The organism is Skermanella rosea (assembly GCF_016806835.2).
In the GTDB taxonomy this organism is placed as follows: Bacteria; Pseudomonadota; Alphaproteobacteria; order Azospirillales; family Azospirillaceae; genus Skermanella; species Skermanella rosea.
Map to the genome: position 1 here is coordinate 1,969,087 of NZ_CP086111.1, position 14,740 is coordinate 1,983,826.

Genomic DNA, 14,740 nt, shown 5'->3' on the forward strand with positions numbered 1-14,740 from the left:
CTTAACCTTGAGTTAACTTTTGCACGCTCCCTCGGGCCTGTCAATAAATAATTCAGTCTGAATTAATGATGGGGCATCGGTACGATCCGCCCGTGGGCGGTTTCGCCACAGGGCGCGTCGCTTGACTCCCGCGAAGCGACAAGGCTAACAAACCATTAACGTTCCATCCTCCCTCAAAGTAGTCTCGGCCGGACGGCCTCTGGCCGGGCCGGCCGCCGCCAGGAGCGAGCCGATGACGATCTTCACCGAGCTTTACAGGAACTGGGCCGAATACGTGACCGACAGCACGCAGCGCTCGGTCCTTTTCTGGGATGTCCTGCGCAAGCGCGGCAATATCGCGGTCGAGCATTTCGAGCAGGGCAAGCCGCCGCTGCTGGCGTTCGAGCACGAAACGGTGCTGGACGGCAGGACCCTGGACCGGCCGGTCAATTACGCGCTGCTCCGCATCCTTCCCAGGCCGGGGCAGCGGATCGATCCGGCGAAGCGCCCGTTCATCGTCGTCGATCCCCGGGCGGGCCACGGGCCGGGCATCGGCGGCTTCAAGGAGGACAGCGAGGTCGGCTTCGCGCTCCGCTTCGGCCATCCCTGCTACTTCGTCACCTTCTTCCCGGAACCGGAGCCGGGCCAGACGCTGGAGGACGTGGCGCGGGCCGAGGCCCTGTTCGTCGAGACGGTCCGAGACCGGCATCCCGACAGCGACAAGCCGTGCGTCTACGGCAACTGCCAGGCCGGCTGGGCCGTCGCGATCCTGAGCGCCGCCCGGCCGGAGATCATGGGACCGATCATCCTGGCGGGGGCGCCGCTCTCCTACTGGGCGGGCATCGAGGGATCGAACCCGATGCGCTATACCGGCGGGCTGACCGGCGGTTCCTGGGCGGCGCTGCTCGCCAGCGACCTGGGCAACGGCCGCTTCGACGGCGCCAACCTGGTCCGGAACTTCGAGAGCCTGAACCCGGCGAACACCTACTGGACCAAGTACTACAACCTGTATTCCAGGATCGATACCGAGGAGGAGCGGTTCCTGGAGTTCGAGCGCTGGTGGGGCGGCATCTTCCTGATGAACCAGGAGGAAATCCTCGCCATCGTCAACGGCCTGTTCATCGGCAACAAGCTGGCACGGGGCGAGATCGTCTCGTCCCAGGGCGGCAAGACGATCGACCTGCGCAACATCCGCTCGCCCATCGTGATCTTCGCCTCGTGGGGCGACAACATCACGCCGCCCCAGCAGGCCCTGAACTGGATCGCCGACGTCTATGACAGCACGGAGGAGATCCGCACCAACGAGCAGGTCATCGTCTATACCCTGCACGAGGACATCGGCCATCTCGGCATCTTCGTGTCGGCCAGGGTCGCGCAGAAGCACACGTCCGAGTTCATCGGCGGCCTGGACTTCATCGACATCCTGCCGCCCGGCCTGTACGAGCTGATCATCGACGACAAGCGGCCGGACCTGCCCAACGCCGACCTTATCCCGGACCGCTACGTCATGCGGTTCGAGCCGCGCGAGATCGAAGACATCCTCAAGCTGGACGACACGCGGGAGGACGAGTTGCGGTTCGAGACCGTCGCCCGCGTCTCCCAGGTCAACGAGGGCCTGTACGAGACCTTCGCCCGCCCCTGGATCACCCCCTTCGTCACCGAGGCGTCGGCCCGCTGGCTGCGGCTGATGCATCCGGCGCGGCTCGAACGCCTGATGGCCTCGGACTTCAATCCCTTCATGCGGCCGCTGGAATCCCTGGCCGGGATGGTCCGGCGGGACCGCCGGCCGGCCACTCCCGGCAATCCCTTCGTCGAGGCGGAGCGGCGGACGTCGGACGGCATCGTCCGGGCGCTGGAGGAGTACCGGAAAGCCCGCGACCTCGGCTATGAGCGGATATTCAAGGCGATCTACGGGTCGCCCCTGGTCGAGGCCGCCGTCGGCCTGCGCGCCGAGGGCGCCCGGCATGTCCGCCGCCGGGGCGACGCCGGGCTGCGCGCCGAGCTGGCCAAGGCCCGGATGGCATTGCTGGCGACCCGGATCGGGGAGGGCGGCCGGCTGGAGGCGCTGATGCGCTCCCTGCTCTATGTCTTCCGCGAGGACCGCCGCATGGTGGACGAACGCACCTTCCGGATGATGGAGCGGATCCGCGACGAGCGGCCGGAGGCCGGGAAGGTGAACGTCGCCCAGGTGAAGGACTGCGTCCGCGTCCAGGCCGCCATCCTCCAGATCGACGAGGAGCGTGCGATTCGCGCCCTTCCCGGCCTCGTTCCCGACCGCGAGGGCCGCGAGCGCGTCCTGGACGCGGTCCGGCGCATCTCCCAGGCCCAGGGCGCCCTGTCCGCGAAGGCGCAGGCGCGCCTCGACCGAATCCAGGCGGCGCTTGGGCTGGACGAGCGGAAAACCGGACGGGCGGCCAGCGCTTGACGCCATCCCGAAAGGATTACCCCTTCTCGCTCTGGGTGGAGAGCCGGCGTTTCGAGTCTACTTCCCTGGTCATCAGCGGAAGGAGAGTTGCGTTGAGCAAGATCGGTCAAAAACAAGGCATCGTTCGAAATGCCGTGATCTGCGTCGCTTCGGCAGGAATCCTCGTCGCCGCCATCGGCCAGGCCGGTGCCCAATCCCAGCGGCCGGTGTCCGCCGACCCGGCCGCCGTGGTCAAGGAGCGCGAATCGGCCATGAAGAGCATGGGCGACGCGATGAAGAAGATCTCCGCCTACGTCAAGAACGAGGGCGGCACGGTCGAGGGGGTGCGCGAGGGCGCCGCCGCGATCCGGCAGGCTTCGCAGAAGATCGCCCCCAGCCTGTTCCCCGCCGACACCGGCATCGGCAGGATCGAGGGCAGCGAGGCCAAGCCCGAGATCTGGCAGCAGTGGCCGAAGTTCGAGCAGGCCGCCGCCCGGCTGGTGACCGCCGGCAACGACCTCTCTTCGGCCGCCGAGGGAGGTGACCGCGCGGCGATCGCCCGGCAGTTCGCCCAGGTCGGGCAGTCCTGCGGCGGTTGCCACGACGATTTCCGCCAGAAGAAAAACTGAACGTGGCTTCCTGGCTTCTACGCCTGGGCGTGCCGCTGGCCCTCGTGGCCGGCGGCGGCGCCCCCTCGATGGCCCAGACGGCCGGGGACGATCCGGTCAAGCGCGGCGAGTACATCTTCAACGCCGCCGGCTGCCTGGGCTGCCACACCGAATCCAAGGAAGCCCCCCGACTGGCCGGCGGGCGGGCCCTGAAGACCCCTTTCGGCACCTTTTACGGGCCGAACATAACCCCCGACCCGGAGACCGGGATCGGCGGCTGGACCGACGAGGATTTCATCCGCGCGCTGCGCGAGGGCCGCTCGCCGGACGGCACGGCCTATTTCCCGGTCTTTCCCTATACCTCGTTCACCCATCTGACCGACCAGGACCTGCGCGACCTCAAGGCCTACCTGGACGCCCAGCCGGCCGTGTCGAAGCCGAACCGGCCCCACGACGTGTCGCCTCCCTTCGGCTGGCGTTTCCTGCTCCCGGCCTGGCAGGCCCTCTTCCTGGAGGACGGCGGCTTGCCGCCCGAGCCCGGCCGCGATGCGCAATGGGAGCGCGGGCGCTATCTCGTCCAAGCGGCGGGGCACTGCGGCGAATGCCACAGCCCGCGCAACTTCATGGGCGCCGTCGACCACGACCGGATGCTCGCCGGATCGGCCGACGGTCCGGAAGGCAAGCCGGTGCCGAACATCACGTCCGATCCCGGGAAAGGCATCGGCAAATGGTCGCCCGGCGAAATCGCCTTCCTGCTGGAGATCGGCATGATGCCCGACGGCGACTTCGTCGGCGGCGGCATGAACGAGGTGGTGGAGAACAGCACGTCCAAGCTGACCGCCGAGGACCGGGAGGCGATCGCGGCCTATCTGCTGACGGTCCCGCCGGGCGGGTGAGCGGGGCCGGGCTTTCCTCGGGAACGCCCGGCGCGCGTTTAGGCGAAATACCCAACTTTTCGGGTTTCGTGAGAAAGCGGAGCACTTTACACTAATAACGAAGCAGTGGATGCGCCGAAGCGGCCTTTCCGGTCGCGGGACCGGAGGCTTCACCAGGAAGTGGGGCCGAACCGGGGCGCGGAGATCCGTGAGGAGGAGGATGGATGCGCGTGCCCGACCAGCGCCGACAGGCCGCTCGACGGGGCACGCCATGACGATCCTGTTCTGCGGCGATCCCCACGGCAGCTTCTCGCAGATCATCCGGGCCGTGGCCGCCAAGCGCCCGAAGGCGGTCGTCATCGTCGGCGACCATGACCTGGAGCAGCCCCTGGAAGAGGTGCTGGCGCCGGTCGTATCGGCGGGAGTTCCGATCTGGTGGATACCCGGCAACCACGACGGCGACCGGGTCCACTGGTACAGCAATCTCTTCGACAGCGGTCTGGCAGGCTTCAACCTGCATGGGCAGGTGGTCGAACTGGCCCCCGGCCTTCGCGTCGCCGGCCTGGGAGGCGTGTTCCGCGGGCGCATCTGGCACCCGTCGGAGGGCGACGGGACGCCGCGCTATCCGAGCCGGGACTCCTACCTGGACTCCTTGCCGACAGGCCACCGCTGGCGGGGCGGGCTGCCCCTGGCGCAAAGGGTGTCGATCTGGTGGGAGGACTACCAGAAGCTCAAGGCCCAGCGCGCCGACGTGCTGGTGTGCCATGAAGCCCCCAGCAGCCACAGGCACGGGTTCGCCGTGCTGGACGAGCTCGCCCGCTCGATGGGCGCCCGGACGATCATCCACGGCCACCACCATATCGGCTACCAGGTCATGCTTCCGGCGGGACTGCGCGTCGTCGGGATCGCGCGCGCCGGGTTGTGGCGGCTCGCCGTGCCGGCCAGGGCCTCCAGGGTCCGCCAGGACGCGTCGCATTATTAGAATACAAAGCTTCCGCGTGTTGATGTCGCAGCTTCGATCTGAAAACGATTCTTGATCGAATCTTCCTTATCGTGTTGCGAGCAACCGCCGCTTCGTGAACGATAATGATAAACGCATCGCTGCTCCTTCTCGGCGCGGCCACTGTCTTCGGGGGGGGATGGTTGGCCGGACGCCGGCGCCGATCGGGCCGGCTCCTGTCGCCCGGCTTCTCTCCCGCCGACCTGACCGGCGGAACAGCCTCGCCTGCACCGTCCGCCCCGGGATCCGCCGTCCTGGCCGAGGGGGCGTCCGCCCCATACGGCGATGGCGGCGCGGACGATCCCACCCGGGCCGGCCAGCAGCTCATCCTCGACGCCATACCGTTCCCGGTCGCGGTACTGCGCCGCTGCGACGAAGTCGTCCTCTATGTCAATACGCCGCTGGCCCGGATCGCCAACCAGGACGCCGCGTCCATGATGGGCCGCCGCTCCACGGTGAAGTACGCCAGGCGGGCCGACTACGAGGACGTCCAGGCGGCCCTGGAGCAGGCCGGCCGGATCGACGAGCGCGAGGTGAGGCTGCGCAATGCCGACGGCCGGATCTTCTGGGTCACCCTGTCGGCCGTGCTGATCCCCTACCACGGCGAGGACGCCTTCCTCGTGGGGTTCACCGACATCACGGCGCGGAAACAGGCGGAGGACGTCCAGCGCCAGCTGATCGACGCGGTGCCCGTGCCGCTGGTCCTCGCCAGGACCTCCGACGCGAAGATCCTCCAGATCAACCGTCGGGCCTCCGAACTGTTCGGGATCGCCTCCGACCTGGCGGTGGGGCGGTACGCCACGGATTTCTACGTGGTCGAGGAAGAGCGGCGGCGCCTGGGCGTCCTGCTGCGCCAGGACGCTCAGGTGGACGAGTTCGAGGTCCAGCTGGCCGACAGCATGAAGCGGCCGTTCTGGGCGCTGCTCTCGGCGCGGCTGTTCGACCACAAGGGCGAGCAGGCCAGCCTGACCGCGGTCAACGTGATCAACGAGCGCAAGCGCATCGAGCAGGAGCTGGCGATCGAGCGGGCCATGCTGAAGGCCACGCTGGAGAACATGGACCAGGCCATGCTGATCACCGACCGCGATCTTCGGGTGATCGGGTGGAACCGGCGCTGCATCGATCTTCTGGGACTGCCGGGCGAGTTCCTGGAGAGCGGCCCGACCAAGGACGAGATCGCCGGCTATCTCGCGGACCTGGGCGACTTCGACACCCTGCCCGAGTCGGAGGTCGACCTGTTCCGCGGCGACCAGCGGGCGCTGCTCGAAAGCCGGCCGATCTACGAGCGGCGGCGTCCAAACGGGACCGTGGTGGAGGCGCGCAGCAACCGCCTGCCGGGCGGCGGTTTCGTGTGCAGCTACACCGACATCACCAAGCGCAAGGCCGCCGAGGACGAGCTGCGTGCCTCGAAGGAGGCGGCGGAACTGGCCTATTCCAGCCTTCAGCAGGCCAAGAACAGCCTGATCCAGGCGGAGAAGATGGCGGCGCTCGGCTCCCTGGTGGCCGGGGTGGCGCACGAGATCAACACGCCGATCGGCACGGCCCTGACCGCGGCCTCCCACCTGGGCGAGCGGACGGCGGAGTTCCGAGCCCAGTTCCAGAGCGGCAAGCTGAAGAAGTCCGAGGCCGAGCGCTACCTGGAAACCGCGGTCGAGACCTCAGCGATCATGGTGGCCACCATCGGCCGCGCGGCCGAGCTGATCCAGAGCTTCAAGCAGGTGGCGGTGGACCAGTCCGCCGACATCCGGCGCCGCTTCAACCTGTCGGCCTACGTCGCCGAAATCCTGCTCAGCCTGAAGCCGCGCTTGAAGCAGGCCCAGCACTCGGTCGTGGTGGACTGCCCGCATGACCTTGAAATCGACAGCTATCCGGGTGCATTATCGCAAGTGCTGACCAACTTCGTGATGAACTCTCTCCTCCATGGCTTCTCCGAAGGGCAAATCGGAACGATCACCATCTCCGCCCAGTTGCGCGACAGCGCCACCGTGGTGATACGATATGCCGACTCCGGCCGGGGCATCCCGGAAAAGAACCTGGCGCGCATCTTCGAACCCTTCTTCACCACCAAGCGGGGAACGGGCGGGACCGGACTGGGACTGCATATCGTTTACAACATCGTGACCCAGAGCCTGGGCGGCACCATCGACGTGGTGAGCGAAGTGGGCCAGGGTGCCGCCTTCATCCTCGCCATTCCCAGGACCGCTCCGGGTCAAGTGGAGCTTTGGATCGACGAGTGATGACAGCCATCGACGGAGACATCGGCGAGGACGACGACCTGTTGTTCGCCGACGAGGCGGACGGCGAGGGCGACGAGACCCTCGCCCTGCAGGGCGACGACTCGACGGCGAACCGCCGCAGGATCAAGCCCTGGAAGGTGATGATCGTCGACGACGACCGGGAGGTGCACGCGATCACCAAGGTCGTCCTCAGCGACTTCGTCTTCGACGAGCGGCCGCTCGAGTTCATCAGCGCCTTCAGCGCGTCGGAAGCCTGCCATCTGATCCTGGAGCATCCCGACACCGCGGTCGTGTTGCTCGACGTGGTGATGGAGACCGACGACGCCGGCCTGCGCTGCGTCGAGTTCATCCGGCGCACGGCGGGGAACGAGCAGGTCAGGGTCATCCTGCGCACCGGCCAGCCGGGACAGGCGCCCGAGCGGCAGGTGATCGTCAACTACGACATCAACGACTACAAGTCCAAGAGCGAGCTGACGTCGCAGAAGCTGTTCACGGCGGTGGTCGCCGCCCTGCGGTCATACCAGCACATCATCAGCATCGACATGAGCCGGCGCGGGCTGGAGAAGATCATCGACGGATCGGCCTCCCTGTTCGAGCACCGCTCCATGAGCCAGTTCGTCGAGGGGGTCCTGCTCCAGCTCCGCTCGCTGATCCACGGGGCGACCGGATCGCTGCTCTGCACCGTGTGCCAGGACGGCGATACCGCGCCGGTCGGCGCGCTCCAGGTGCTCGCCAGCTCCGAAATGCTCGGCGTGGAGTCCGGGCAGCCGCTCGAGCGGATCCTGTCGGCCGATGCCGTCTCCGACATCCGGCGCTCCCTGGGCGAGGGGCGGAACATCTACTGCGCCGACCACAGCGTGATCGTGTTCCGCTCGCGCAACCATTCCACCAGCGTCGTCTACCTGGAGGGGCACCCGCCCCTGGGCGACCTGGACCGCAACCTGCTGGAGATATTCTGCGGCAAGGTCGCCATCGCCTTCGACAACGTCTATCTCTACGAACAGGTGCTCAACGCCCAGAAGGCGACGGTCTATGCGCTGGGCAAGCTGGCCGAGTTCAAGGACGAGATCACCGGCCACCATGTCCGGCGGATCGAGCGGCTCACCGGCCTGATCGCGGCGGAGCTGAAGGCGCGCGGCGCCTTCCCGGACGAGATCGACGACCGTTTCGTCGATCAGATCGGCCTCGCCAGCATCCTGCACGACGTCGGCAAGGTCGGCCTGCCCGACAGCATCCTGAACAAGCCGGCGCGCCTGACCGAGGAGGAGATGGCCGTGATCCGCCAGCACCCCACCATCGGCGGAAACGTCCTGCGCGAGGTCGCCAAGATGGTCCCGGGCCGCAGCTACCTGAGCCTCGGCGCCGAGGTGGCGGAAACCCACCACGAGAAATACGACGGTACCGGCTATCCCGCCGGCCTGAAGGGCGAGGCGATCCCGGTCGGCGGCCGGATCACCGCCGTCGCCGACGTCTACGACGCCCTGATGCACAAGCGCCCCTACAAGGAGGCCTGGACCCTCCAGGACACGATCGACCACCTCAAGTCCCAGAGCGGCACCCACTTCGACCCCCTGGTGGTCGACGCCTTCCTGACGATCCTGGACCGCGGCCTGGACGAGGAAGGGATCGGCTGAGGGGCGCTTATCGGCGCTGATCTCCGACCGGTATCGCTTTGTGGCCGCCGGATCAATCCGCCGCCCGCTCCTCCGGGGCGCCGTCCGGCGCCACGAGCCTTTCGGCCGGCAGGCGGACCGTGACGGAGGTTCCCTGTCCCTCGGAACTGGCGATCGTCAGGGTGCCGCCGTGGCGCTCTATCAAAGTCTTGGAAATAAACAGGCCCATGCCGCTGCCCTGGTAGCGCCGGGACATCACGTTCTCCACCCGGCTGAACGGCTTGCCGAGGTCCGGCAGCCGGCTTTCCGGGATGCCGATGCCGCTGTCGGAGATGGTGATCTCCAGGTCGCCGGCGGAGTCGTGCCGCACGGCAAGGCCGATGGTTCCCTGTTCGGGGGTGAACTTGGCTGCGTTGCCGAGCAAGTTGATCAGCACCTGCTTGAGCGCGCGGCGGTCCGCCCGGAGCATCGGCATCGGGTCCGGCAGCGTTCTCGTCACGGTCTGGCGCGTCTCGCCGGGGGAAAGGCGGGTCAGGCGGAAGGCCTCGTCCACGATCTCGGACAGGGAGACGGCCTCGTCCTGGAACTCCATCTGGCGCGCCTCGATCCGCGCCATGTTCAGCAGGTCGCTGATCAGGTCCAGCAGGTGCTGGCCGCTGCGGTGGATGTCGCTGGCATAGTCCCGGTAGCGCTCGCTCAGGGGACCCAGGATCTGCTCCTTCAGGACCTCGCTGAATCCCATGATGGCATTGAGCGGCGTGCGCAGCTCGTGGCTCATGCTGGCCAGGAATTCCGACTTGGCGCGGCTGGCCGCCTCGGCCGCGTCCTTGGCGGCCCGCAGCATCTCCTCCGTCTTCTTCTGCTCGGTGATGTCCCGGCAGACCCCGAAGACGTGGGCGACCTCGCCGGACTCGCCCAGGCTGCACTGCCACTGCGCCCAGACATGCCGCTCCTCCCCGTCGGCGCGGTGGACGCGGAACTCCATGGCCGAGCGGCCTTTTTCGGCGGCCGAGCGGGTCAGCCCGTCGATCACCGCGTCGCGGTCGTCCGGATGGACGAAGGAGAACACGTTGCCGAAGTCCGGGACGAAGCTCCGGCGATCGACGCCGAAGATCCTGTAGGTCTCGTCCGACCATTCGACCCGCCGGCCGTCCACATGCCACAGCCAGTCGCCGGTCCGGGCGATCCGCTGCGCCTCCGACAGCTCGCGTTCCCGGGTGCGCAGCGCGTCGGCCGAGTTGCGCTCGGCGGTGATGTCGGTCCCGGTCCCGCGGTATCCCCGGAACACCCCTCGACCGTCCAGGAACGGCCGTGCCTTGATCCGGAAATGCCGCAGGTCGCCTTCCGGCGTCCGGTGGGAGAACTCGAACGAGTCGATCGGGCGGCGGGCTTCCAAGTCCTCGTAGTAGCGCCGCCATTTCGGCGTCGCCGTGTTCTCCGAGACCATTTCCCGCAGCTGCCGGCCCATCATGTCCGCCGGGGCGATCCCCAGCGTATCGACCGCCCGGCCGGAAACGAAGGTGACCCGGAAATCCGTGTCGGTCTCCCACAGCCAGTCCGACGCCACCTCGGTGAAGTCCCGGAAGCGCTGCTCGCTCCGCCGCAGCGCCTCGACGGACTCGATCTTCTCGGTCACGTCCAGGATGCTGCCGGCGATGCGGACCGCGCGGCCGGAATCGTCCCGGACCGCCTCGGCGCGGGACTGCAACCAGCGGACCGCGCCGTCGGGCCGGTTGATGCGGAACGTGACGTCGTAGGGCGTGCCCCGGGCGAGGTGGGACTCATAGGCGGCCGCCACCTCCGCGACGTCCTCCGGATGGATCAGCCGTTCCAGCGTTTCGCCCAGGATCCCGATCCCCGTGTCGCTGCCCGGATCGGCGCTCGGCCCCAGCCCCAGCATCTGCTTGTGGAGGGGACTCCAGTGGATCGCCCCGGCGACGAGGTCGATGTCCCAGATCCCGACATGGCCGCCCCGCGCCGCGACGGCGTAGCGCTCCTCGCTGACGCGCAGGGCCTCGTCGGTGCGGCTCCGGATGATCGCGACGGCGGCAAGCTTGGCGAGCCGGCCCGCCGTTTCCATCTCGGTTTCGTCAGGCGCCCGGGCGACCCCGTAGTAGGTGCCGAAGGTGCCCAGCACGACGCCGTCCGCGATGATCGGGAAAGACCAGCAGGCGCGCAGCCCGTGGGGCAGGGCGCTGTCGCGATAGCCGTCCCATAGCGGGTCCGTCGCGATGTCCGCGACGATCACCGGGGTGCCGGTAAAAGCCGCCCTGCCGCAGGACCCCGTTCCGATGCCTATCGCGACGCCGTCGATGGCGGCGTTGTAGTCGTCCGGCAGGCCCGGGGCGGCGGCGATCCTGAGATGGACGCCGTCCGGATCGAGCAGCAGGACGGAGCAGCGGCTCTGCGGGGTCAGCTCCTCCGACAGCAGGCAGATCCGGCACAGGATGGTGTCGAGCGGGGCGCCTCCCACGATCGTCTCGAGGATCGCCTGTTCGCCCCGGGTCGCGGCTTCGGCGCGCATGCGCGCCGTGATCTCCACCATCGAGCCGCAGCTGCCGGTCAGGCGGCCTTCCCCGTCACGCTCCAGCGTGACGCTCACCTCGACCCAGCAGGGCGCGCCGGAGGCGGTCCGGTAGCGCACCTGGCGCCGGTAGCGGGTCTCCCGTCCCATGAGCAGCGCGGAGAAGCGGGTCAGGGAGCTCTGCCGTTCCTCCGGATCGACGAACTCATGGTACGGGCGCCCGATGCAGTCCTCGACGGGAAAGCCGGTCATCCGCGTCCATGCCGGGTTCAGGTAGGTCCATCTGCCCTGGGCGTCGGTCGCGAACACCACCTCGGGCATCGTGTCCAGGACCTTCGCGGATACCGGGAAGGATGGAGCCCGGGCCGGCTCCGGCCGTGGCGCGGAAGAAGGGGAGAATGTCGCGGAAGGCAATGTCGGACCGGCCAGTGCAGAAATCGGGGTTCTGGGCAATTATGGAATAACAGTGGTTAAGGGACTCCTTTTCAACCCGGCGGGACTTCTATAAGGGTGATGTACATTCGAGACGAAGTGGCCTGATCGGGGCATCGGACGGGACGCAGGGGCGGGACGGCTTCCCGGTCAGGCGCCCCGGGTGCCGCCCTCGCGCGCGACGCCGTCCCGCAGCGGGCTGTCCGGCACGATGCTCTCGGGCATCATCTTCAGGATCGTGCCCCCCGGCGCCGGGCGCAGGGCGGTGACGTCGGCCGGCGCCGCCGCAGGGGTGGTCAGCAGGAGCGGCATCGCCGGGCAGGTATCGGGAGCGTCGATCGCCGCGCCGATCATGGCAGTCATCCGGCCCAGCGCCTCCTGGGTCACCGAGAAGCCGTAGAGCACGGCGCCCGCCACCAGGGCGAAGCCGGAGATCAGGACGATCAGCATGCGGTGGTCGAGCAGGGATGAGAGGAGCCCGTAATTGATCAGCCGGTCGAGACCGCTCCCGGTGCTGAACTCGAGGACGGCGCCGGTGGTGAGGCCGAGGAAGCCGGCGGTGGACAGCAGGAGCCCGGTGATCTTCATTTCAATCCCATTGATGATTTGACGAGTGCAGCTGCGGGCATTGTAGTAAAATCCGCCGAACCGCTATCTCGCCCGGTAGGGGTGCCGGCGCGGTACTCTGCCCTACGCCGTTGGATGGACGCCCGGGGAGAAGTCGGGGAGAAGTCGGGGTGGCAATCCGGGTCTGGCCGGAAACGTGGGTTCTTTGTCATTGCTGCCAGCGCCGCGGCGGCTCGATAATGCCGGCCATGACGACGATCCCGAACCCCCGCATGGCCGTGCTGGCCTATCCCGATGTCCAGATCCTCGACGTGGCCGGACCGCTCCAGGTGTTCTGCCACGCTGGGTATCCGGTCGAGATCATCGGGCTGGAGGCCGGCCCGCTGCGGACCTCGTCGGGGATGCGGCTGGTCGCGGAGCGCGGCTTCGCGGAGGTCTCCGGCGGGATCGACACGCTGCTGGTGGCCGGCGGCGTGGGTGTCGGGACGCCCGCCTCGGATCCCCGCGTCCATGACTGGCTTCGCGCGATGCGCCCGCGCGTGCGTCGCCTCGGGTCGGTCTGCTCCGGCGCCTTCGTGCTGGCCGCGGCGGGATTGCTCGACGGACGCCGGGCGGTGACCCACTGGGCTCGGTGCGACGAGTTCCGGTCGGCGTTTCCGCGGGTGCGGCTGGAGCCGGACGCGCTGCATATCCGCGATGGCGACATCTACACCTCGGCCGGGGTGACCGCCGGCATGGACCTGGCGCTCGCCATGGTCGAGGAGGACCGCGGCCACCGGGCGGCGCTGGAGATCGCCCGCCAGCTCGTCCTGTTCCTCAAGCGGCCGGGCGGGCAGTCGCAGTTCAGCAGCCACGTGATGGCGGAGGCCGACGCCGGGTCGCCGGTCCGCGCCGTGCAGGACTGGATCGTCGCGAACCCGTCGGCGGACCTCCGGGTCGAGGCGCTGGCGGCCCGCGCCGGCATGAGCCCGCGCAACTTCGCCCGCGTCTTCCAGCGGGAGACCGGCACGACGCCCCAGAAATTCGTCGAGGGCGCCCGCCTAGACGCCGCCCGCGCCCGACTTGAACGCACCCGCGACCCGGTGGAGCGGATCGCGGAGGCGGCGGGGTTCGGCACGGCCGAGACCATGCGCCGGACCTTCCTGCGCCGGCTGGGCGTGACGCCACAGGATTACCGCAGCCATTTCCGGGCCGAAGCGTCGGTGACGGCGGCCTGAAACGCAATTCTGTTTCCGGGGGAACATCGTGTGGATCCTGCGCGAGGGCCGCGACGCCCTGATACTCTGCATCTGCCAAGCCCTCTTCTGGACCGGCCTGATGATCAGCATCACCCTGACCGGGCTGATCGGCCAGACCATCGCGCCGGTCGCGGCGCTCGCGACCTTTCCCGTGGGCCTGCTGATGGTATCGAACATCGCGCTGGCCCGGCCGGTCTCGCTGCTGATGCAGCGGCACGGGCGGCGGGCGGGCTTCGCCGCCGGCGCGCTGGCCGGGGTGCTCGGGGGCGTGATCTGCGCCATCGGCATCTTCCGCGCCGATTTCCTGATTTTCTGCTTGGGCAACCTCGTCCTGGGAGCGCACCAGGCGGCGGCCCAGTACTACCGGCTGGCGGCGGTGGACAGGGTGGAGCCGGAGCGCCGCGGCCGGGCGGTGTCGCTGGTGCTGGCCGGCGGCATCGCCGCGGCCATGGTGGCGCCGCCTCTGGCCTTGTGGACCAAGGACCTGTTCGCTCCGGTGCTGTTCGCCGGATCGTTCCTGGCCCTGTCCGCGTTGAGCGTCCTGACGCTGATCCCACTGGCCCTGATGGCGCCCCAAGAGGCACGCGTGGCCGAGATGGCGGGGCAGGGAAGGCCGATGGTCGAGATCGCCCGGCAGCCGGTGTTCCTGGCCGCCCTGGCGAGCGCCGCCGTCGGCCATGCGGTTATGGTGCTGGTGATGCACGCGACGCCGCTGGCCATGGTCGCGTGCAACCTCACCGTCGGCGACGCGGCCGGCACGATCCGGGCCCATGTGCTGGGCATGTTCGTGCCGTCCTTCTTCACCGGGCGCCTGATCGACCGCCTGGGGGCGCCCGCGATCTCGGCCCTGGGCGCCGTGATCCTGGGCCTGAGCGCCGCCGTCTCCGCCTGGGACCAGCAATTGCTGCACTTCCAGGCCGGGCTGGTGCTGCTCGGCGTGGGGTGGAACTTCATGTATATCGCCGGAACAACCCTGCTGACCCGGTCCTATCGCCCGGAGGAACGCGGCAGGGTGCAGGGCTTCGCCGAGACCACGATCGCGGCCTGCGCCGCCGTCGCCTCCTTCGGGTCCGCCGGCCTGCTGGGCGCGCTGGGCTGGCAGGCAGTCAATTACAGCGCCCTGCCTTTCCTGGCGGCGGCGCTGGCGGTGACCTTGTGGTATGCCGCTGGTTCCCGGCGGGAGCGGCGGTTAGCTATCTAACTTGTCCACCATGCTGGACGGCTGGACTGGACGGTTTATTGGTCATACCGCTTTTGGCCGGG

The 14,740-nt window shown here is 68.5% G+C and carries 10 protein-coding genes; 8 read left to right on the forward strand and 2 right to left on the reverse strand.

Annotation, left to right across the window (positions count from 1 at the left end; all coding sequences use genetic code 11):
- Positions 1 to 232: 232 nt before the first annotated feature.
- The 6 genes from JL101_RS09070 to JL101_RS09095 all read left to right on the forward strand — a co-directional run bounded on the left by JL101_RS09070 (position 233) and on the right by JL101_RS09095 (position 8,737).
- Positions 233 to 2,404 carry a DUF3141 domain-containing protein gene (locus JL101_RS09070; protein ID WP_203099966.1) on the forward strand — a complete coding sequence of 724 codons (2,172 nt, stop codon included), beginning with the start codon at positions 233 to 235 and terminating at the stop codon, positions 2,402 to 2,404.
- A gap of 92 nt (positions 2,405 to 2,496) precedes the next feature.
- On the forward strand, positions 2,497 to 3,012 hold the full coding sequence (locus tag JL101_RS09075) for a c-type cytochrome (protein ID WP_203099968.1): 516 nt from the start codon (positions 2,497 to 2,499) through the stop codon (positions 3,010 to 3,012).
- A gap of 2 nt (positions 3,013 to 3,014) precedes the next feature.
- Positions 3,015 to 3,887 (forward strand): cytochrome c, encoded by an 873-nt coding sequence (locus tag JL101_RS09080; protein WP_228435371.1) that lies wholly within the window; start codon positions 3,015 to 3,017, stop codon positions 3,885 to 3,887.
- A gap of 250 nt (positions 3,888 to 4,137) precedes the next feature.
- Positions 4,138 to 4,848, forward strand: a complete 711-nt coding sequence (locus JL101_RS09085; RefSeq protein WP_203099970.1) for a metallophosphoesterase family protein — start codon at positions 4,138 to 4,140, stop codon at positions 4,846 to 4,848.
- Positions 4,849 to 5,009: 161 nt separating this feature from the next.
- Entirely contained in the window at positions 5,010 to 7,103 is a 2,094-nt protein-coding gene (locus JL101_RS09090) for a PAS-domain containing protein (protein WP_203099972.1), read from the forward strand.
- Positions 7,103 to 8,737 (forward strand): DUF3369 domain-containing protein, encoded by a 1,635-nt coding sequence (locus JL101_RS09095; protein ID WP_203099974.1) that lies wholly within the window; start codon positions 7,103 to 7,105, stop codon positions 8,735 to 8,737. The genes JL101_RS09090 and JL101_RS09095 overlap by 1 nt, the downstream gene beginning before the upstream one ends.
- A gap of 52 nt (positions 8,738 to 8,789) precedes the next feature.
- On the opposite strand, the gene JL101_RS09100 is transcribed toward JL101_RS09095, so the two are convergent.
- Together JL101_RS09100 and JL101_RS09105 are read right to left on the reverse strand one after the other, a co-directional pair.
- Positions 8,790 to 11,561 carry a PAS domain S-box protein gene (locus JL101_RS09100; RefSeq protein ID WP_203099976.1) on the reverse strand — a complete coding sequence of 924 codons (2,772 nt, stop codon included), beginning with the start codon at positions 11,559 to 11,561 and terminating at the stop codon, positions 8,790 to 8,792.
- Positions 11,562 to 11,822: 261 nt separating this feature from the next.
- Entirely contained in the window at positions 11,823 to 12,260 is a 438-nt protein-coding gene (locus tag JL101_RS09105) for a hypothetical protein (protein WP_203099978.1), read from the reverse strand.
- Between the two features lie 227 nt (positions 12,261 to 12,487).
- On the opposite strand from JL101_RS09105, the gene JL101_RS09110 reads away from it, so the two are divergent.
- A complete protein-coding gene (locus tag JL101_RS09110; RefSeq protein WP_228435372.1) occupies positions 12,488 to 13,456 on the forward strand; it encodes a GlxA family transcriptional regulator in 969 nt (322 codons plus the stop codon).
- Between the two features lie 28 nt (positions 13,457 to 13,484).
- Entirely contained in the window at positions 13,485 to 14,678 is a 1,194-nt protein-coding gene (locus tag JL101_RS09115) for an MFS transporter (protein WP_203099982.1), read from the forward strand.
- The last annotated feature ends 62 nt before the right edge of the window (positions 14,679 to 14,740 follow it).